This is a genomic window from Pseudoalteromonas sp. RB2-MNA-CIBAN-0110, assembly GCF_040309305.1.
Taxonomy (GTDB): domain Bacteria; phylum Pseudomonadota; class Gammaproteobacteria; order Enterobacterales; family Alteromonadaceae; genus Pseudoalteromonas; species Pseudoalteromonas arctica.
Genome location: NZ_JBEOOQ010000034.1, coordinates 25012 through 45095, shown reverse-complemented (window position 1 = coordinate 45095; position 20084 = coordinate 25012). Strand labels below are relative to the sequence as shown.

General features: G+C 39.7%; 16 protein-coding genes and 1 riboswitch. Of the genes, 9 read left to right on the top strand and 7 right to left on the bottom strand.

All coding sequences use genetic code 11. The features are described from left to right. Positions 1 to 3: 3 nt before the first annotated feature. From AAEY68_RS15570 to dapA, 3 genes are read right to left on the bottom strand one after another with little or no spacing between them, the layout of a single operon-like run. A complete protein-coding gene (locus AAEY68_RS15570) occupies positions 4 to 1209 on the bottom strand; it encodes a PLP-dependent decarboxylase (RefSeq protein WP_197180077.1) in 1206 nt (401 codons plus the stop codon). Beyond that, positions 1209 to 1949, bottom strand: coding sequence for a 2,3,4,5-tetrahydropyridine-2,6-dicarboxylate N-succinyltransferase (locus AAEY68_RS15565; RefSeq protein ID WP_007376223.1), 741 nt, complete (start codon positions 1947 to 1949; stop codon positions 1209 to 1211). Before AAEY68_RS15565 ends, AAEY68_RS15570 begins: the two co-directional genes overlap by 1 nt. A gap of 15 nt (positions 1950 to 1964) precedes the next feature. After that, a complete protein-coding gene (gene dapA, locus AAEY68_RS15560) occupies positions 1965 to 2849 on the bottom strand; it encodes a 4-hydroxy-tetrahydrodipicolinate synthase (protein ID WP_007579977.1) in 885 nt (294 codons plus the stop codon). A 190-nt stretch (positions 2850 to 3039) separates the two neighbouring features. After that, positions 3040 to 3239: riboswitch (Lysine riboswitch) on the bottom strand. A gap of 192 nt (positions 3240 to 3431) precedes the next feature. Between dapA and AAEY68_RS15555 the strand changes: the two genes are divergently transcribed. From AAEY68_RS15555 to AAEY68_RS15530, 6 genes are all read left to right on the top strand, one after another. Continuing rightward, positions 3432 to 4127 carry a DNA-3-methyladenine glycosylase I gene (locus AAEY68_RS15555; protein WP_024589543.1) on the top strand — a complete coding sequence of 232 codons (696 nt, stop codon included), beginning with the start codon at positions 3432 to 3434 and terminating at the stop codon, positions 4125 to 4127. An 11-nt stretch (positions 4128 to 4138) separates the two neighbouring features. Beyond that, positions 4139 to 5548, top strand: a complete 1410-nt coding sequence (locus tag AAEY68_RS15550; RefSeq protein ID WP_197176357.1) for a protein adenylyltransferase SelO — start codon at positions 4139 to 4141, stop codon at positions 5546 to 5548. Positions 5549 to 5944: 396 nt separating this feature from the next. Beyond that, positions 5945 to 7006, top strand: coding sequence for an OmpA family protein (locus AAEY68_RS15545; RefSeq protein ID WP_007579984.1), 1062 nt, complete (start codon positions 5945 to 5947; stop codon positions 7004 to 7006). Between the two features lie 292 nt (positions 7007 to 7298). After that, positions 7299 to 9896, top strand: a complete 2598-nt coding sequence (gene acnB / locus AAEY68_RS15540) for a bifunctional aconitate hydratase 2/2-methylisocitrate dehydratase (protein ID WP_007579986.1) — start codon at positions 7299 to 7301, stop codon at positions 9894 to 9896. A 200-nt stretch (positions 9897 to 10096) separates the two neighbouring features. After that, positions 10097 to 10729, top strand: coding sequence for a 2OG-Fe dioxygenase family protein (locus AAEY68_RS15535; protein WP_008167256.1), 633 nt, complete (start codon positions 10097 to 10099; stop codon positions 10727 to 10729). 9 nt (positions 10730 to 10738) lie between these two features. Further along, positions 10739 to 11974 carry a cysteine desulfurase-like protein gene (locus tag AAEY68_RS15530; protein WP_350586311.1) on the top strand — a complete coding sequence of 412 codons (1236 nt, stop codon included), beginning with the start codon at positions 10739 to 10741 and terminating at the stop codon, positions 11972 to 11974. A 20-nt stretch (positions 11975 to 11994) separates the two neighbouring features. Here AAEY68_RS15530 and AAEY68_RS15525 read toward each other — a convergent pair whose 3' ends face one another. After that, positions 11995 to 12699, bottom strand: a complete 705-nt coding sequence (locus AAEY68_RS15525; RefSeq protein ID WP_024589548.1) for a 2OG-Fe(II) oxygenase — start codon at positions 12697 to 12699, stop codon at positions 11995 to 11997. Between the two features lie 33 nt (positions 12700 to 12732). Between AAEY68_RS15525 and AAEY68_RS15520 the strand changes: the two genes are divergently transcribed. Then, positions 12733 to 13131: an acyl-CoA thioesterase gene (locus tag AAEY68_RS15520; RefSeq protein ID WP_010554810.1), complete on the top strand. Its 399-nt coding sequence runs from the start codon at positions 12733 to 12735 to the stop codon at positions 13129 to 13131. Between the two features lie 144 nt (positions 13132 to 13275). Beyond that, on the top strand, positions 13276 to 13791 hold the full coding sequence (locus AAEY68_RS15515) for an RNA polymerase sigma factor (RefSeq protein WP_350586308.1): 516 nt from the start codon (positions 13276 to 13278) through the stop codon (positions 13789 to 13791). 79 nt (positions 13792 to 13870) lie between these two features. Here the strand turns inward: AAEY68_RS15515 and AAEY68_RS15510 are convergent, their stop codons facing one another. From AAEY68_RS15510 to AAEY68_RS15500, 3 genes are read right to left on the bottom strand one after another with little or no spacing between them, the layout of a single operon-like run. Next, on the bottom strand, positions 13871 to 14755 hold the full coding sequence (locus tag AAEY68_RS15510) for a metallophosphoesterase (RefSeq protein WP_350586306.1): 885 nt from the start codon (positions 14753 to 14755) through the stop codon (positions 13871 to 13873). 59 nt (positions 14756 to 14814) lie between these two features. Continuing rightward, positions 14815 to 15906 carry a hypothetical protein gene (locus AAEY68_RS15505; protein ID WP_350586304.1) on the bottom strand — a complete coding sequence of 364 codons (1092 nt, stop codon included), beginning with the start codon at positions 15904 to 15906 and terminating at the stop codon, positions 14815 to 14817. Positions 15907 to 15965: 59 nt separating this feature from the next. Then, a complete protein-coding gene (locus AAEY68_RS15500) occupies positions 15966 to 18662 on the bottom strand; it encodes a TonB-dependent receptor (protein WP_350586303.1) in 2697 nt (898 codons plus the stop codon). Between the two features lie 432 nt (positions 18663 to 19094). On the opposite strand from AAEY68_RS15500, the gene AAEY68_RS15495 reads away from it, so the two are divergent. Beyond that, complete coding sequence (locus AAEY68_RS15495; protein WP_350586301.1) at positions 19095 to 20069, top strand: aldose epimerase family protein; 975 nt, start codon at positions 19095 to 19097, stop codon at positions 20067 to 20069. Positions 20070 to 20084 lie beyond the last annotated feature (15 nt).

Genomic DNA, 20084 nt, shown 5'->3' with positions numbered 1-20084 from the left:
TTATTACCTTAAGTAGTGGCTGGCATTTTCGGCTTGGCGAACACAGGTAAGTTCACCGTTTTGCAATGTGTACTCGCCGGCGAGCTCGTGGCATAAAAAATACGGCATACTTTCGGTAAAGCCGTAAGCACCGCACTGGCTAAACACTAGCCAGTCGTGCTCATTTAAATCGCTTGGTAAGTTATGTTCACCCAAGCAATCAAGCGCTGTACAAAGTGGGCCGTATAAAGTGACCGCTTGAGTTTTAGCACTGGATTCACGCAGTAACGCAGCAGGAAAATCTTGGCTGGTAACAGCAGGGCGTAATAAGTGGTTTATACCGCCGCTTAAAATGACTTGCTGTTGATTATAGTTTTGTTTGCGCTCTATTACTGGGTTTGCGTAATGACCACATTCGCCAACGGCATAACGACCAAGTTCCATCCATAATTCCTCTACACCCGCATCATTTTTAATTTTAGCGAGCGCAGCTATTAAGTCATCCCAATCAAGCGTTGCTTCATTTTGTGTATAAGGAATACCTAAACCGCCACCTAAATCGAGAATTTTAAGGCTAATATTTAAATCGCTGGCAAGTTGGCTAAGAGGTGCAATCATTTGTGACCACAAGTCGCTTAGTTTTTGCGTGCTAAGCATGTTGCCCCACTGAAAAATATGTAAGCCGTCAAACTTAAGTGCAGGGTAGTCGGTTACATTGAGTGCTTGCCACTCATCACAACCCAAACCAAACGGCGTAAGGCTGTCGCCGCCCAGTGGATTTTTTTCACCTTCAGGCCAGCGTAATTGCACTCGGAGTAATACTTGTAACTGCGTATTTTGCAGTTGCGCTTGTTGGTTTAACCAACGTACTTGATTGAGGCTTTCGGCTACGAATATACGTACTCCGCGCTCAATAAAGTGTTTAATTTGTTTAGGGCTTTTTGCAGGCCCTGTGTTGAGCACGCGCTGTGAGCTAATACCTTGTGCTAGCACTTGCTCAAGCTCACCTTTACTTGCTACGTCAAAATTAAAACCAGCGTTGTCTAAGCTTTGAATAATTTTAGACAGTGGATTTGCTTTTACCGCGTACCACAGTTTTACATCGGTTTGCGCAACTAAACGTGCAAGATGCGCGTTTAGTTGATCTAGGTCGTAAACAAAAAAAGGTGTATCAAGTTGTTGTGTAATTGTATTTACAGCGGTTTTGATAGGCGTGCTCAAAAAGCTCATTATCGTAAAACCTCTTCAAGCAATAACGATGCATCGCTTTTCTCGTCGCGGTATTTAACAATTAACGCACACGACATGCTTAAGCCTTGCTCGCGCGCCCACTCGTTTGACGCAGGGCGAGAGCCTGGTATTACAATCGCGTATTCTGGGATTGGCTCGCCTTTATCTAGTTGGCGCTCGTTTACGCAGTCGTATACCGGAATAGTCGCCGATAAACGCACGCCTGGGGCAAGTACTGCACCTTTTTTAATGACTACACCTTCAACAATAATACAGCCAGCGCCAATAAAGGCGTCGTCTTCTACAACTACTGGGCTTGCACCAATTGGCTCAAGTACACCACCAAGCTGCACTGCAGCACTTAAATGTACGTTTTTACCTACTTGTGCACACGAGCCAACTAATGCGTGGCTATCTACCATTGTGCCTTCGTCGATGTATGCACCAATGTTTACATACGCTGGTGGCATAATAATCGTGCCTTTAGCAACATAAGCACCACGGCGAACACTAGAGCCACCCGGCACCATACGTACGCCATCGTCAGTACTAAATTCTTGCGGAGCTAAGTTATGTTTATCAACAAAACCACCTGCAAACTCAGTATTAGTGCCATTTTTGAAGGCATCCAAAATGCCTTGTTTTACTTCTACGTTAGCTTGCCATTGGCCGCTTTCGTTTTGTGATGCTGCGCGTACTGCGCCCGATTCTAAATTATTTAATAGTTCTAACCAGCTCATTATAAAAACCTGTATTTAATGCCAAGATAAAATGGTGTTGTTTGCAGTTGTGATGCAATCGGTTTGAGTTAACTCAAGGTGTGTTAAAGGTGGACGAAGTTGCGGGCTGCTTAAGCGACCTTGCAAATGCATCAATACCTTTACGGGAATAGGGTTTGCAACAGCAAATAGGCTATTAATAGCGCTTGACCACTGGGCAAATAAATTAGGGTGTTGACCACTTAAGCTGCGTTTAACAAACTCGTGAGTTTGTGCGGGCCATGCATTTGCAGCTACCGACACTAAACCTTTTGCACCGGCTTGGGCAAAATATGGCATTAGCGCATCGTCGCCACTAAAAATAGCTAAATTAGGCGCTGCTTGGCGATAAGCTTCAAACTGAGCAATGCTGCCGCTCGCTTCTTTTAGTGCCCATAAATTTTTATTATTTTGTAAGTTTTGAATTGTTGCCGTTGGAATGCTAACAGCACTTCGACCCGGTACGTTATAAAGCATACACGGGTGAACACTTGCATTAAGTAGGCTTTCAAACCAATGAGTTTGACCTATAGCGCCAGGCTTTGCATAAAGCGGTGAGCCAAGTAAAAAGCTATGAATTGGGAGTGTATTACAGTAGTTAACCCACTCAATTTGTTGCTTTAAGTTACTACCGCCCACAGCAACCATGAGTGGTACTGCTGGTTTTAGTTGGCATACGTGTTCAACAATGGCTTGTTGCTCTTTTAGCGTGAGTGCTAAACCTTCGCCCGTACTGCCAAGTAGTAAAATACCGTTATGTGCCGCTTCTTGATCGCTAACCAGTTTAGTTAACGTGTTGTAGTCAACATCGCCGTGTTGATCAAATGGCGTTACGAGCGCGGTCCACAATGAGTAGTCGTTTAAATTGAAGTTGTTGATCATCTCTCACGAACTTATAATTTGTACCAACTTTATTAAAAACGTGATCATTTTAGCGATAACTAATTTAATGCAATTGGTATTATTCGAAGAGTTAAAAAGCTTTATGGAAGGAGCCGCATTAACGTCGTTCGAACTAATAATTCGAAGAGCGAATGGGCTTAAAATAATAGGGCGCACGGCCTTAATATTTAAGACCAGAAGCTCTCCACCAAACTAATAAGCTGCTTTTATAAGCAGCTATTGGTGACAGTCGCTAGGGTTCAACCTAGTCGCCCGAAATAAACACCTCGCAAAAGTGGTTACTTCTCGGCGTTAATTCCCCTCACGTATGCTCACTGGAGTTTGCGCTCCTAACATACGCTACCTGAATAACGCACCTCTTCTAGCCCTTTACACCTGTTTGTAGAGTAAAAACTTACAAACCTGTGCAATTTAAATAGGGTAATTACGGCGATTAAAGCATTTTAGCCGTCTAGGTGTCAAGCGACTAAATGCATATTCATTCATCCATAATGGGAGTGGTTACGTATTGGGTGCTTTTCTCGTACACTAGCAATATAAGTAGTGAGGTATTTAATTAGTATGGAAAAATTTAGCGATATTTATAAGCGAGCGGTAGAGCGAAAAGGCTCCGAAAAAATGCTTAAGTTATTACTTGCAAAACCGCTATCTAAAAAACAACTAAGCACGTTAAGTGACGACGATTGGCTTGAGGAATTTACTCGAAAAGTATTTCAAAGCGGCTTTTATTGGTCAGTCATTAATAATAAGTGGCCAGGCTTTAGAGAGGTTTTTTGGGATTTTAGCGTTGATAAGTTATTAATGATGCCACCTGATATGCTGGAACAAAAAGCAACGGATGAGCGAATCGTTCGTAACTATAAAAAAGTAAAAACAATTACCGAAAATGCTTACATGATCCACGAAATAGCAGGGGAACATGGCAGTTTTAGCCAGTTTGTCGCTAATTGGCCTGCAGACGATATTATTGGTTTATGGGCGTATTTAAAAAAACATGGTTCGCGTTTAGGCGGAAATACAGGACCTTATGCGCTACGAGCACTTGGTAAAGATACCTTTTTACTATCACGCGATGTAGAGAATTACTTACGTGCTCATAAAATTATAGACGGCGGCTTACAAACTAAAAAATCACTGAGTGCTGCCCAAGCTTTTTTTAATGAAATGCAAAAGCAAAGCGGCTTAAGTATGCAAGAGTTAAGTTTAATTGTTGCTTATGGCGTTGGTGACAACCGTGTTGGTATAAGTCAGCAATAATAGGAATTACCATGAAATTAGTGCCAAGATACACAGACATTACGGAAAACTTTGCGATAGAAGATTTTCCTGCAAGCGTTGCCTCTCCTCAGTTATTGCTGTGGAACGAGAGCTTAGCAAAAGAGTTTAATATTAACGTTGCAGCTGATTTGCGTGCTAGCACTTTTAGCGGTAACGAAAAACAGGCGATTCCTGCAGTAGCACTTGGTTACTCTGGGCACCAATTTGGACATTTTTCACCACGTTTAGGCGATGGGCGAGCGCATTTGCTGGGCGCTATTAATGATGATAAAAACCAGTTGTGGGATATTCAATTAAAAGGCTCTGGTGCTACTCCTTACTCAAGAGGGGGAGATGGACGTTGTGCACTTGGTCCTGCTATTCGTGAATACGTAATGAGCGAGGCAATGCATGCACTAGGCATTAAAACCACACGCTGCTTAGCGGTTGTTGGTAGTGGCGAAACGGTTTATCGCAATCCGCCACAAGCAGGCGCTATAGTTACTCGTTTAGCAACGAGCCATATTCGTGTTGGCTCGTTTCAATATTTAGCGACGCAAGGCGATGTTGAAGGACTTAAAAATTTAGCCGATTTAGCTATAGAGCGACACTACCCAGAAATAACCGATACAGGATCGCAGCGTTATTTAGCATTTTTAGGCGCTGTGATTAAAAACCAAGTTAAGCTAGTTGTGAGCTGGATGCGTGTTGGCTTTATTCATGGAGTAATGAATACCGATAATACGCTAGTAAGTGGAGAAACCATTGATTACGGCCCGTGTGCCATGATGAATAGCTTTGACTTTGATACCGTATTTAGCTCTATCGACAAACAAGGTCGGTATGCATTTGGTAATCAACCTAATATAGCTAACTGGAACTGTGCTCGTTTAGCTGAGAGTTTAATACCACTTATTAGCGATGATGACGAGCAAGCGGTTTCATTAATGACGCCATTTATTAATAGTTTTGCTGAGCAGTTTAATACTGAATTTACGGCTATGTGGGCACAAAAACTGGGTTTAAATGAATCTTGTAATAGTAGCGGCGAGTTAATCGCAGAGTTGTTAACACTATTAAAAGATAACCAGCTCGACTACACCAATACTTTCGATGCGCTTACTGAATCCTTAAAAGAAGAAGTAGTAATACCAGAGTCGCTAATTGAATGGAGAGCTAAGTGGGTAAGCTTAACCGACGATAATAGTTATGAAGTAATGAGAGCTGCAAATCCTCGTGTAATACCGCGTAATCATGTGATCGAAGAAATAATTGCACAATATAATGCTACTGGGTCTAGTGAGTTGCTACAGCGCTTTATAAAAATAGCCAGTAACCCGTATTCTGACAGTGGAAAATTATCAGAATTTCAAGCTACGCCGATAAATGAGAATGATTACCAGACTTTTTGTGGTACTTAACTCTTAACTTTAAATATAACCACATGATTAAAAAGAGTCATTTTTTAATCAAACATGCGCATATATCTAGGGGAATGTTAATTCTGGTGGTATTATGCGCCGAATTAAAGCCAAGCAATGTTTCTTTGCATTTACATTTATAAGTGCATTTAATTTAATTGCTCTTACATTCCTTGCTAAGTACTAATTTACAAAAAACTACTATATTTATTTTTCAATAAAGTTTTAATTTCGCCTATAGTAAGTGGATGTGTGTTGTGACTGGGCATAGAAAAAAGTTATAAACTTTATTTTTCGTTAAGTATTGATTAACAAAGGCTCAGTTAGTCTATATAAAACTGATTGAGCTAGTATCGATTAGCTACAATTTAAAATTGTTCAAATGGGAAGAAAACAATGAAATTAAAATCACTTACAATTGCAATCGCGTTGGCTGCAACTAGCGCATCTACATTCGCTGCTGATAAAGAAGAAGGTTTCTACATTGGCGCATTTGGCGACTACTATGACGCATCTTGGAAAAACATGCGTGCTCAAGCTGGTCTTGACGTAAATGAATCAACTGGCTGGGGTGTTGAAGCCGGTTACCGTTTCAGTGATTACTGGAGCGCACGTCTTGAATATGCAGATATGGATTTTAATGCTTTTGATAAAGTTGCTGGCAACCGCAACAGTATTGATGGCGAGCGTTACGGTATTGATGCTCTTTACCATTTAAATGGTGGTCCTTTCTACGGTCTTTTCGGTATTAAAGAAATGGACGTAGTAGATGACAACACATTCTTAAATGCAGGTGTTGGTTACCAACATTTCATTACAGATGGCTTATTTGTAAATGCTGAAACAGCTGTATACCAAGGTCTTGACCGTGGTTACACAGATGTAGGCGCTAAAATTGGTATTAACTACTTATTTGGCCAAAATTCAGCTCCTGTAGAGCCAGTTAAACCAGCTCCAGAGCCTAAGGTAATTGAAGTAGCTGTAGCTCCTACAGATAGCGACAACGACAACATTCCTGATGCAGATGATAAGTGTGCTAACACGCCTATGACTGATGCAGTTGATGGCACTGGTTGTACTTTATATGAAGATAAAGAAGTAACTGTAAGCTTATTAGTGACTTTCCCTAACAATGCTTCAGCAGTATCTACTCAGTACTTAAACGATATTGAAAAAGTATCTGCATTCTTAAAAGAGTACCCAGATACAACAGTACTTTTAGAAGGTCACACTTCTTCTGTAGGTAAAGCAACTTACAACAAATGGTTATCTAAAAAACGTGCTGATGCAGTAGCTAAGCAATTAGTTTCTGATGGCATTGCTAAAGACCGTATTACTACAGTTGGTTTAGGTGAAGAGCGTCTTAAAAATGATGCAAACACTAAAGCTGCAAACGCAGAGAACCGTCGTGTAGAAGCGCATATCAAAACTATCAAAAACGTTAAAGTTTTACGTTAATTAAATAGTTTGTAATAAAAACCCAGCCAAGTGCTGGGTTTTTTTATGCCTGTAATAAATTAATATTGGTTAATGGTAATGATTCTTACTTAACAAGTATTCATGAAAATAGTTTTTACTACAACCACTATTCATAGTATTTATAATCGGTATAATCAGTTGCGTAACTGGATGGATTTTCATCTATCCATAAAAGCTTTATAATTACGCGTTAGAATACTATAAGTATTGGGTAACTTATTTGCGCTTGAAGCGCTACCGGATACTTTCACGTCACCAAGAGGGCAATATTGTGCTACAAGAATATCGTAAACACGTAGAAGAACGTGCCGCGTTAGGTATCGTACCAGCGCCATTAGATGCTCAGCAAACTGCTGATCTTATTGAATTAATCAAAACTCCACCTGCAGGTGAAGAAGAATTCATTTTAGATTTGTTCATTCAGCGTATACCAGCAGGTGTTGATGATGCTGCTTATATTAAAGCGGGCTTCTTAGCAGCTGTAGCTAAAGGTGAAACTAATTCTCCACTTGTTTCTAAAGAAAAAGCGGCAGAATTATTAGGTACAATGTTGGGCGGTTACAATATCGCACCAATGATTGACCTACTTGATGACGAAACACTTGCACCAATCGTAGTTAAAGGCCTTTCAAATACATTACTTATGTTTGATGCGTTCTACGATGTAGAAGAAAAAGCAAAAGCAGGTAATACATTCGCTAAGCAAATTATTGAGTCTTGGGCAAATGCAGAATGGTTTACTAATAAGCCAGCTGTTGCTGAAAAGATCTCAGTTACTGTATTTAAAGTAACTGGCGAAACAAATACTGATGACTTGTCTCCTGCACCAGATGCATGGTCTCGTCCAGATATCCCACTTCATGCTTTAGCAATGCTAAAAATTGAACGCGATGGTATTACACCTGATAAAGCGGGCGAAGTTGGTCCAATTACTCAGATTGAAGAATTAAAAACTAAAGGTTTACCACTTGCTTACGTAGGTGATGTTGTTGGTACGGGTTCTTCTCGTAAGTCTGCAACTAACTCTGTACTTTGGTTTATGGGCGATGATATCCCATTCGTACCAAACAAGCGTGTTGGCGGTGTATGTCTAGGTAATAAAATTGCTCCAATCTTCTTCAATACAATGGAAGATTCAGGCGCATTACCAATCGAATTAAATGTTGATGAACTCAACATGGGCGAGCAAATCGACATTTATCCGTACGAAGGTGTTGTTAAGCAACATGGTACTGATAAAGTAATTTCTACTTTTGAGCTTAAATCTGATGTGATTTTAGATGAAGTTCGTGCTGGTGGGCGTATTCCACTAATTATCGGTCGTGGTTTAACTGACAAAGCGCGTACATCTCTTGGCTTAGGTGCAACTGATACATTTAAAGTACCAACAGCAACAGAAGTTTCTGATAAAGGCTTCACACTAGCGCAAAAAATGGTTGGTAAAGCATGTAACGTTGCAGGTATTCGCCCAGGTCAGTACTGTGAGCCTAAAATGACAACTGTTGGTTCGCAAGATACAACAGGTCCTATGACACGTGATGAACTTAAAGATCTAGCATGTTTAGGTTTCTCTGCAGATTTAACAATGCAGTCATTCTGTCATACATCAGCTTATCCTAAGCCTATCGATGTAAGCACTCACCATACGCTTCCTGATTTCATCATGAACCGTGGCGGTGTTTCACTTCGTCCAGGTGATGGTATTATTCACTCGTGGTTAAACCGTATGTTATTACCAGATACCGTAGGTACTGGTGGTGATTCACATACACGTTTCCCATTAGGTATTTCATTCCCAGCAGGTTCGGGTGCAGTAGCATTCGCAGCAGCAACTGGTGTTATGCCGCTTGATATGCCTGAATCTATTTTGGTTCGTTTTAAAGGCGAAATGCAACCAGGTATCACTCTACGTGACCTTGTTCATGCAATCCCTTACTACGGTATCAAACAAGGTTTATTAACAGTTGAGAAAAAAGGTAAAATTAACGAATTCTCTGGTCGCGTACTAGAAATTGAAGGCGTTGAACACCTAACTGTTGAGCAAGCGTTTGAATTATCAGATGCATCTGCAGAGCGTTCGGCAGCAGGTTGTACTGTTAAGTTATCTAAAGAGTCTATCTCTGAATACCTAGAATCAAACATTGTTATGCTTAAGTGGATGATTTCTGAAGGTTACGGTGATGTACGTACGATTGAACGTCGTATTACTGCAATGCAAGATTGGTTAGCTAACCCAGAACTAATGGAAGCTGACGCTGATGCAGAGTACAAGCATATCGTTGAAATTGATTTAGCTGAGATTAAAGAACCTGTTCTTTGTGCTCCAAATGACCCTGATGATGCGCGTCTTCTTTCTGATGTTGCTGGCGAGAAAATTGATGAAGTATTCATCGGTTCTTGTATGACTAACATTGGTCACTTCCGTGCTGCTGGTAAGTTGCTTGATGGCTTTAAAGGTCAACTTCCGACTCAGCTTTGGGTTGCTCCACCTACTAAGATGGACAAAGACCAACTTACAGAAGAAGGTTACTATGGTATTTTTGGTCGTGTTGGCGCACGTATCGAAACTCCAGGTTGTTCACTATGTATGGGTAACCAAGCACGTGTTGCAGATAAAGCAACGGTTGTGTCTACCTCTACACGTAACTTCCCTAACCGTTTAGGTAATGGCGCAAACGTATTCTTAGCATCATCTGAGCTTGCTGCAATTGCTGCAATCATTGGTAAATTACCAACAGTCGCTGAGTACCAAGAATATGCTGCGAAGATCAATGCAACGGCGTCAGATACATACCGTTACTTGAACTTCCACCGCATGCCTGCTTACACTAAAAAAGCAGACAACGTGATTATTCAACAAGCTGTATAATTTTTAGAGTTTGTTTAAAAACCCGCTTAGGCGGGTTTTTTATTGGCTAAAATAAATATTAGATAGTTCATGCTTCTTTTTTTATATTATTGTATTAAATCTAGTCTTAAGTTGCTTTTAAAGTAAGTAATCGCGCAAAAAATCCTATCAAAATGCATTAAAATCCTCATCAATATTCTCATTATTTTAGGCGAGATTTTATGACAGCATTAAACAACCAGAATTTACTGCAACTACGTTTTGTTAACCAAGCAAATATTGATTTGGTTAAGCCTTCTTTTGATAACCTGCCTGCAAATCCTTATGCAGATGGCGCCTTTCGTAAACGTCGTTACTCAGTAGTTAAAATGCAAGATGGTGAAATAAAGCTACAGCAAGCCAAAGCATTTGTTCAAGACGATTCAATTAATACTTTTCAAGGTAATGTAGAGCGTACTTACGAAAACTTAGAGCAAAGTTTACTTGAGTCAGAAGGCATGAAAAGCATTGTAAATGAGTTTCGCCAACTTACCGGTATTGATGAGCAGCGTGATATTGAAATACATCAGTTCCGTATGCTTGCAATTAACAGCGATACGCCGGCAGCGCCAGAAGGCGTGCATCAAGATGGTTTTGACCATGTATGTATATGCGGCGTTTCTCACGAGAACTTAGAAGGCGGCGAGCTACTTGTATACGAAAACAAGCAAGCTGAGCCTTGTTTTAAAATGGAAATAAAAGACGGCATGTTTGCATTAATAAACGACCGTCAAGTGTGGCACAACGCAACACCTATGAACAAAATTGATGCTAGCAAACCAGGTTACCTGGATTGTTTTGTATTAACGTCTTAAGGAATAAGCATGAACATAACGCAATTACGTGAGCAGTTTCCTGCATTAATGCAAAACGTTGATGGTAAATCGCCAATATTTTTAGATGGACCGGGTGGCTCGCAGGTACCAACATCGGTGCTTAATGCGATGACAGCTTATTTAGGTCGTTATAATTCGAACTTAGGTGGCGCGTTTTTTTCTAGTGATAAAACGGTTGAGTTGATGGCTAATGCGCGCCAAGCCGCCGCTGACTTACTTAATGCACCTAGCTCACAACAAATTGTGTTTGGTCCAAACATGACCAGCCTAACATTTAGCTTTAGCCGTGCAATTTCACGTGACTGGCAGGCTGGCGATGAAATAATTGTAACCAATGCCGATCATTTCTCAAATGTATCGTCGTGGCAACAAGCCGCAGAAGATAAAGGCGTTGTTGTAAACACAGCCTTAATTAACGAAGCTGATTGCAGCTTAGATATGGCGCAATTTGAAAGCCTATTAAACAGTAATACTAAGCTCGTAGCGGTAACGTATGCGTCAAATACCACAGGTTCAATTAACAATATTAAACGTATTGTAGAGCTTGCTCACGCTGTAGGCGCACTTGTTTATGTTGATGCAGTACATTATGCACCACACGAGCTTGTTGACGTGCAAGCACTTGATTGCGATTTTTTAGCCTGCTCTGCATATAAGTTTTTTGGCCCGCATTTAGGCATGGTTTATGGTAAAAAAGAACATTTAGACGGGTTTACGCCTTATAAAGTAGAACCAGCTAAAGACGTAGCACCAGGTCGCTGGGAAACCGGCACACAAAGCTTTGAAGCTATGGCGGGCTTTATTGCTGCTGTTGATTACATTGCAGCAATTAGCGAACTTGACGATAGCCATTCACGCCGCGAAAAGTTAAGCATAGCTTTTGCTAAAACTAAACAACACGAAATGGCGCTTAGTGAGCACTTTTTAACGCGCTTGGTAAACTACCCACGCATTAAGTTGTTTGGTATTGATGACTTTGATCGCTTAAATGAGCGTACACCTACTTTTGCTTTAATTTTTGAAGGGCTTGAGCCACGCGCCGTGTCAGAATTTTTAGGTAAACAGCATATATGCGTGTGGGATGGTAATTTTTACGCGCAAGGTTTGTGCAAGCAATTAGATGTGCTTGATAAAGGCGGTGTAGTGCGCATTGGTTGTATGCACTACAACACCATTGAAGAGCTAGATCAGTTGTTTAATTTATTTGATGAACTGCTCGGTTAAATAATACTGATTTTGGTGCGCTAACTCTTTGGCGCACCATATATTTGTTCTGCGCGATTAAACAACACCCACGATGTTAAAATATACTTATCGTTTGATACTGGCTTATTGCCTCTATGAGTATGTGTAAAGTAGCCTGGGGCTATTACCATAGTGCCTTTTTTAGGGGCGATTTTACGGTTTTGATAGTAAAACTCCGTTTCACCGCCTTCATCAACATCGTTTAAATAAAACATAAATAACAACACGCGATGTAGTGCTTCATTGTGCTGTAGCTGCGGGTAAACTTCACTATGCCAGTAAGGGTAGCCACCTTTGTTTACTTCATATTTTTGCGCTTGAATATTACCAAGTCTAAAAATTTGCTGAACTAGCAAAGGTAATTGCGGTTTACCCACTTCTTCAAAATTCTCTTGGGTTAAATCGACAACGTCGCCTGTTTTTGGGTGATAGACCTTTAAGCCAAACGCCCCAATCATCATAAAAATATGCTCTTCAACATACTTAAAAACATGCTGTGCAGTCGTTTGTTGTATATGTTTTAATTGTTGTGCATATTCGGGGTGATTATTTAAGTGTAGGTCGTGACTGTCTTTTTTCTTTAAGTCGACACCGCCCGATGTTACCCCTTGTTTTACATGCGGGCTTTGCGCGAATGTGGTAATAAATTCATCGCAAAACTCATCGCTTAATGCGTTATCAACAACGCGTATAAAGTCCGTCATGGTTTACCTTTATATAATTATTATTGGATTTTTATGTTTATTGAAAAAGTGATGCCGCGCTTTAGCGAAACAGATGCACTCGGACACATTAACAATACCGTACTACCTGTATGGTTTGAAGTCGCACGTGGACCTATTTTTAAGTTTTTTACACCGGACTTAAATCCACATGATTGGAAATTGATTATCGCCAAAGTTGAAGTGTCGTTTGTGGGCGAATTATTTTATGGCCACGAAGTGACCGTAAAAACCTCTGTAGAGCATATAGGCACTAGCTCTTTCACACTTCGACAAGAAGCATGGCAACACGATAAATGCTGCGCAATAGGCAAAGCTGTGATGGTGAGGTACGACTTTGTTGCTAAATCAAAACAAGCGCTTAGCATTGACGAAAAAGCAGCGCTTAACGAGCACATTACTGCTGAGTCGTAACTTAGCTAATAAATGACCTTTTAGTGACAAACGCTTGGTTTGTCATATTCTTAGCATAATTGAATGCTAGATTAATCCTCTTAAATATAACGACTAATACAGTTGTTTTTACTTTTTGAACTAAGAGGTTGTTAAAGCTATTTTATGATTATCGAATCATTTTTTGAAAAATTATATATCGAGCACAACAGTGAACTAAATCGTAGAGTCCGTGATTTTTTTGGGGCAAGCCTTAGCGACCATGAAGATTTAGTGCAGGAAGCATTTAGTAATATGTTGTCGCACCAGCATATTGATAAAATAGAGTTTCCGAAAGCTTATCTGCTTCGTTCAGCTATTAACATTGGTTTAAATTATCGTTCTCGTTTTAAAAATACCCAATATTTGTCAGACGACACCCTCGATAATATTGATGAACCACTATGTACACAAGGTAGCCCTGAGGATCTATGTAGCATGAATTTACGAATTGAATATATTTCAGATGCGATGAATACGCTTACAGATAAGCAGCGAGACCTTATAGTACGTAGCCGAATTCATGGTGAAACATATCAACAAATTAAAGTGGCAACAGGGTTTAGCCTAGGTGATATAAGCCGCCAAATGCAAAGTGCTATTGAGCAATTGCATAGCTACATAAGTGCCAAAAATGCGTGACTAAGTTCCCTAGTCACGCTAATCCTCTCCTTGTACGCGTTATTATATAGAGCCATAGGTTATCTTAGTTTTATTGCGGTTATTTAATGGGAAGAACCATTGAAGGCTGCCTCCCTTGACCATTAATTTTAAGTTGGGTTGGCGAAAATTCAAGAGTGCTAAATGCAGTTGTATCGGTATCAAGCATCGCATGAAAAGTTACAAAGTGAATGCCGTCTTTTTTTGCGTAATTACCTACATGGTTATGACCATTAAACCATGCTTTTACGGTTGAATACTGGCTAATAAGGGTTAGCACTTCTTGCGCGTTCCATAGGTTATGGTTGTTCTCAGGAAAAATAGGGAAGTGACTCAGTAGTACAACAGGTTGTTCTTTTACTTGCGCTACTTTTAGCTTTTCTTCTAACCACTTAAGCTGTTTTATACCAATTGCGCCATTCCAATCTTCGTGCCCTTTATATTGAGAGTTAAACAAGGTCATATTTTGTTGATGTTTTTTACTATTTTTAGGCCATGCGTAAGTGCTCACATCGCTGCCATCTAATGCGATAAAGAGCCAGTTGTTTATTTCAAAACTGTAGTAGCGCGATGGCATATTTAAAGTGTTAGTTATGCGCATTTTAAACTTATCATCTACCGAGAATTCATGGTTTCCTAATACATGATAAAGGGGAGCGTTAAGCGATGACGATATTGTATTTAACGGAGTAAAACTTTTAAATTCACGGTCGATAAAGTCGCCTAAATGTAATACACCCGATAAAGGCAGTTGATTAAATTGCTCAACGGCAGTGCTGAACTTTTGAGGGCAAGATGTATAGTGTCGAGTACCTTTATTGGCTTGTTCTGCATATTGGCAATCGGCAATAACACCTAAAGTAAATGTGTCATTTGCAGCAATTGATGGGCAGCAAACTAAAAGCAATAATAAATTAATGAGGAATGAAACAGTATATTTTTGCATGATTTTTATCTTTTTATTTAAGTGGCTAGGCAACTAAAGATAGTGACCTAGCTGTTAATTTATTTACTTGAGCGACATTCACGCAAAGCAGATTTCCAATTAAAAAGAGACGAATAAGCATATTGCGCACCTAAATATGCAATTAACTGCCCGCCCTCATTTACTCTAAATCCGCTCGCACCATCAGCGCCAGGATCTGTTGGACCATTGGCACGGCCTAATATGGTTTTCACAGCAGGAGCTGACGTAGATACGCTGAAAGCTGTGTTGTTATTAAAACTTACCGGATAAGCATTCACATGATTATCGCCAATGTTAGCGCCGCAAACAGTACCACCGGTATAAGAATGAACGACAAACCAATTATTGTTACTGTCTTGGACTAGCTGTGCATTTTGACCAACACTGTTACAGTCAGTATTTTTTGCTGTGTTATAGGTGTTTACTCGCTCAAAAGCAGTTATATCTATAATGCCCTCTTGTGGCGTGTTGTATTGAAACAAGCGCTCAGAATCAGCTTTATAAGCGACCCCTTTAGCTTCTCCCATATGATGGAGTATTAACCATGTTGTGTTATCTATTTGAGCAAGCCATACATCGGTAATTTTATTTAACTCTGTTTGTTGTAATTCAGCGGCTTGCCCTAAATCAGTTGTCGCATTAAATTTTCTGACACGTACTTTTATTTCGTTTTCAGAGGCAATAAATAAATAGCCCTCATCTTCATTGTTTGGAGCGGGAAGCCAGGCTATACCAGATGGATGTTGCTCAGAAATACGTATTTTATCGCGTAGAGCTAATGTGCTATTGCTACTAATCTCATCATTGCTGTTGAATGCATTACTGCTTGCATTAAATGTTAATATTTGACCTAAATCACCACTACTTGTTTCTGAGTGTGCAATAAAAGCAGTATGGGAGCCATTACTCCATTTATGAGATAGTTCGAATGCTTGGTGATGATCACTAATTTCAAATACGTGATCACTTTGTGTATCTACTTTAAAATCTTGGCAATTACTACCCAAAGAATTAAGCACTTGTGAAATGGGGTTATTTAGCTTCGGTTGCGTATGAAAATCATTGGCTACACAGTATTTTGCAGTTGTTAAGCTGCATATTATTGACACCGCTATAATTGTTTTATTCATCGTTATACCTTTTATAAATAAAAGCATTGGCTGCTACAGCAGCCAATACAGGGACTAAACTAGAATTTATACGATATACCTAACGCAAAATTACGACCACTTTGTGAGTAAGATTGGGTTCTGTGATCAAGGAATTGGCGAATTGCTTCATCCGTTAAATTTGTTGCTTCAAAGGTTATTTTTACTTGCTCTGTAATATTCATGAACGATTTAAAATCAACAAACGTTGTTTCATCGTATCCTGCAACAATGTTTTGCTCTGAGCCTTCGCCTGTAATGTACTCATCACGATAAGAGCTCGATACACGCATGCCCCAACGCGGCGTTTCATAATAAAGGGTAAAATTGTGAGACAATTCAGATAAGCCAGGAGGAGTAACGCTGATGCGCTCACCTTCGTTAAATAAAATAGTTTCGCCATCAGCAATGGTTACATTACCGAGCATTCCTAAGTAATTAAATGGTTCTGGTAAAAAATCAAAGTCCATTTGAAACGCAATTTCTAAACCAGTGACATCTGTAGAATCACCATTTATAGGTTGTGAAACGGTAAACTCAGATTGCGCATTTACGCGCGGGTCAAAATCTAAAAACTCTAGAGGGTAACCCGTTTGCTCATAAGGTAGGGTCACTGATTGCTGGACAATAAATGACTCCATATCTTTATGGAATAATGCAATAGCCAAGCTTGACGAATCACCATAAAACTCAAATGATGTTTCGAATGAATCAGCGACAAAACGCTCTAAATTAGGGTTACCAGCACTAATAAATTGATCTGCAACACCCACTTGCCCAGCCGCTTTTAATTGATTTAAATTTGGTCGAGAAATATTGCGATTTGCACCAAAGCGGACTAACCAATTATCAGAAATATCAGCAACAACATTTAAGCTTGGTAGTAAATCAGAATAGGTTTTACTAAATTCAATTTGCTCAAAACCTGCTCCAGTATTAACTTCCCCGCTCGATGTTTGTTCAGTTTCGTACCAACGCAAACCTAAGTTACCTCTAATTGGGAAGTTACTTATTTCGGTGTTCCATAAGTACTGTGCATAAACCCCAATAGTATCTTCTTCAATTTGATATACAGTACCAGGGCGATTATGAGAGGCATCTAACTCGCGAGAAATTAAACCTGTTGCAACAACACGCTCAAAAGTTGCTTGGTTATTTGCAATAACATAGTCATGTAAAATTGGGATATTTGTTATTTGAAAAACAGCTTCAGGTGAATTTGGGTCATTTTCCCAATCAACACGGTCTCTGCGTTCAAAGCCATCTGATTGATAGTTTTTAGACTGAAGACCAAACTTAAATGAATGAACATCATTAAGTTCGTAATTAAAATCAACTTGATACGTGTTGTATTCATTGCTTATTTCATCTTCACGGACATCAGTTCGCATTAATGCCCACTGGTCAACGTCGGTAATATCAAAGTCGTAAGTATTTTGACCATATTTAGCATTGCGCCAATCAACAGAAAACGCATGGTCGACAGATTCACTAAAAACTTTATCGTTTATAGGTTGCTCAAAAGTAGATTTTGATAAACCAAACATGGTTGTCATGTATAGTTTATCGGTTAGTTCAAAATTACCACTGAGTGATATTTGGTGAAAATCAGTTTCGCCAAAACTTACTTTTGACTCGGTACGTAAATCAAGACCTTCAAATGAGGCGTATACTAAATCGTCACCTTCAATAGCTGCATCAACGAGTAACTGATTTGCCGTCACATCGCCAGTAAATGCGTTTGTGCCCGCTGTTGATAATTGATTTTCAATGCGATCGTTAGATAGTTTTCCGTACAAAATATCCAAATCAAAAGACATTGCATCAGAAGGTTGCCACTGAAATGCAGCGGTAATACCGGTACGTTTACGTGTATTAGCCCAAGATGCAATGTTATTAGCGCGAGATACAAACACACGGTCATTACCCGTGGCATTGACCAAACGGTCTTTAATATCGCCGTCAACTGAATCTGCAACATTATCATCACCAAAGCTCGCTTGTTTCCAAGACCACACATGGTAGCCTTCTTCAATTGTATCTACTTCAGAATAAGCAACCGATACGAGCGCACCAAAATCCCCCCAAGTATTTGATAACAAACCAGCAAAGCGAGGGTCTGAATGCTCTGTTCTATCATTATAAATACCTTTTACACTTACAGCACCTTGTAGCCCTTCTTCAGAATTATCAAAAGGTTTTGCAGTATGTAAATCAACAGTACCGGCAATACCCCCCTCATCTAATGACGCATCATACGATTTATACACATCTACGCGATTAAATAGTTCTGAGGCAAAAATACTGAAATCAAAATCTCGAGAGCGAGATGCACCACCACGTTGGTCAATACCTGAATCGCTCGTAAAAAGTGCTTCCATGCCATTTAAGCGTGTGCGTGTAAAATTAGGACCCAAGCCACGTAGCGATATTTGACGACCTTCACCTGAGTCACGCGAAATAGACACACCCGGTACACGCTGTAATGACTCAGCTAAGTTAGCGTCTGGGAATTCGCCAATGTCTTCAGCTAATATGCTGTCTTGCGAGCCAATCGCATTTCTTTTCAGTTCTTTACTACGGGCTAGGTTAGAGCGGTAGCCTGTTACCGTGATCGCTTCCATTTCCTGCTGAACTTTATCACTTTGAGCTGCATGTATAGGGCTGCTTGCTAATATGAATGTGCCAGATACAGCGCCAACTAATATACTCAGCTTATTAAGTCTAAATGGGATCATAATTCCTTTCTTCTCTCAGTTAATGTTTATAAATACTAAAAACAAAGTGCACACGCAGCGATTAAGCTGGATTAAATGGTGCAGACATCAACTAAACAAAGTAAGGCTGAAAATTTTCCAAATAAAAGAGTGGTTTAATAAAACTTTAACATATGTCGATTGGTTGGATTTTCTTAAGGTTATGATTGTATTTGTCTTTTTATTTATTTTGATGTGTTAGTTAATTAGGTGTGATTTTTGGGGGGGGTAAAAACAATAAGTATTTAATTTACTCGCCTTATGTAAATAATAATGGCAGCTGTAAATTTTTGTCGTGATTTTTTAACGCATTTAGATTGAGTTACAAGCGCTAGTTATATACTATTTATATTATATATTGTTGCGCCGTTATAACAGGAAATGTTAATTCGGTAATTTGATTGGAGAATGCGTGTGACATCTATTGCCAATAACCAACCTTTACAAGTTATTCAACTCAGTGATGATCAAAATTTAACAGCTGAAATTTTGCCATTTGGCGCAATAATAAAAAGCATTAAATTTAAAGAACAAGAAATGACGCTTAGCGTCGATGATCCTCAATACTATCTTGAAAACCCATTTTACTTAGGCGCTACAGTAGGTCGATACGCTAATCGCATTGCAAAGGGGCGTTTTAACTTATCTGGTACGCAGTATCAACTAGAAGCAAATAACGGCCCTAATAGCCTGCACGGCGGCGTTAAAGGCTTTAATAAAGTACTTTGGCAAGTAACCAAACAAACTGAAAGTGAAGTTGAACTTTATTATTGCTCGCCCGACGGCGAACAAGGTTTCCCCGGTGAGTTGCAGGTTTGGCAAACGATTAGCGCTAAAAACGGCGAGCTTACTCTGCACTTTAAAGCGCTAACTAATAAAGAAACGCTCGTTAACTTTACTAACCATTGCTATTTTAATCTTGATGGTAGCGAATCAATTAATGAACACCTTGTTCAAGTTAATGCCAATTACTATCTTCCTATTGATACAACTAGTATTCCACTTAATGAATCTGCATCAGTCACCGGTACCTGCTTTGACTTTACTAAGCCAGCTCAAGTTGGTGAGGCCTTAAGCGCCGTTCATCCTCAACTAGAAGCTGGAAATGGCTTTGATCACTGCTATATTTTTAATGATGACAGCAGTTTAAAGACGATGGCTACATTAACTTCGCCACACACGAACGTTAGTTTAACCCTTAAAAGTACGCAGCCAGGCATGCAGCTTTATACCGCAAACTTTGTTGGTTCGCCTTTTAAAGCACGGCAAGCTTTGTGTTTTGAAGCGCAAAATTGGCCAGATGCGCCAAATCGTGAAAATTTTCCAAAAGCTAATTTATTACCGGAAGAGGATTATGAACAGGTTATTATTTACTCTTTTTCTGAGTGAATACAGCATTGAAAT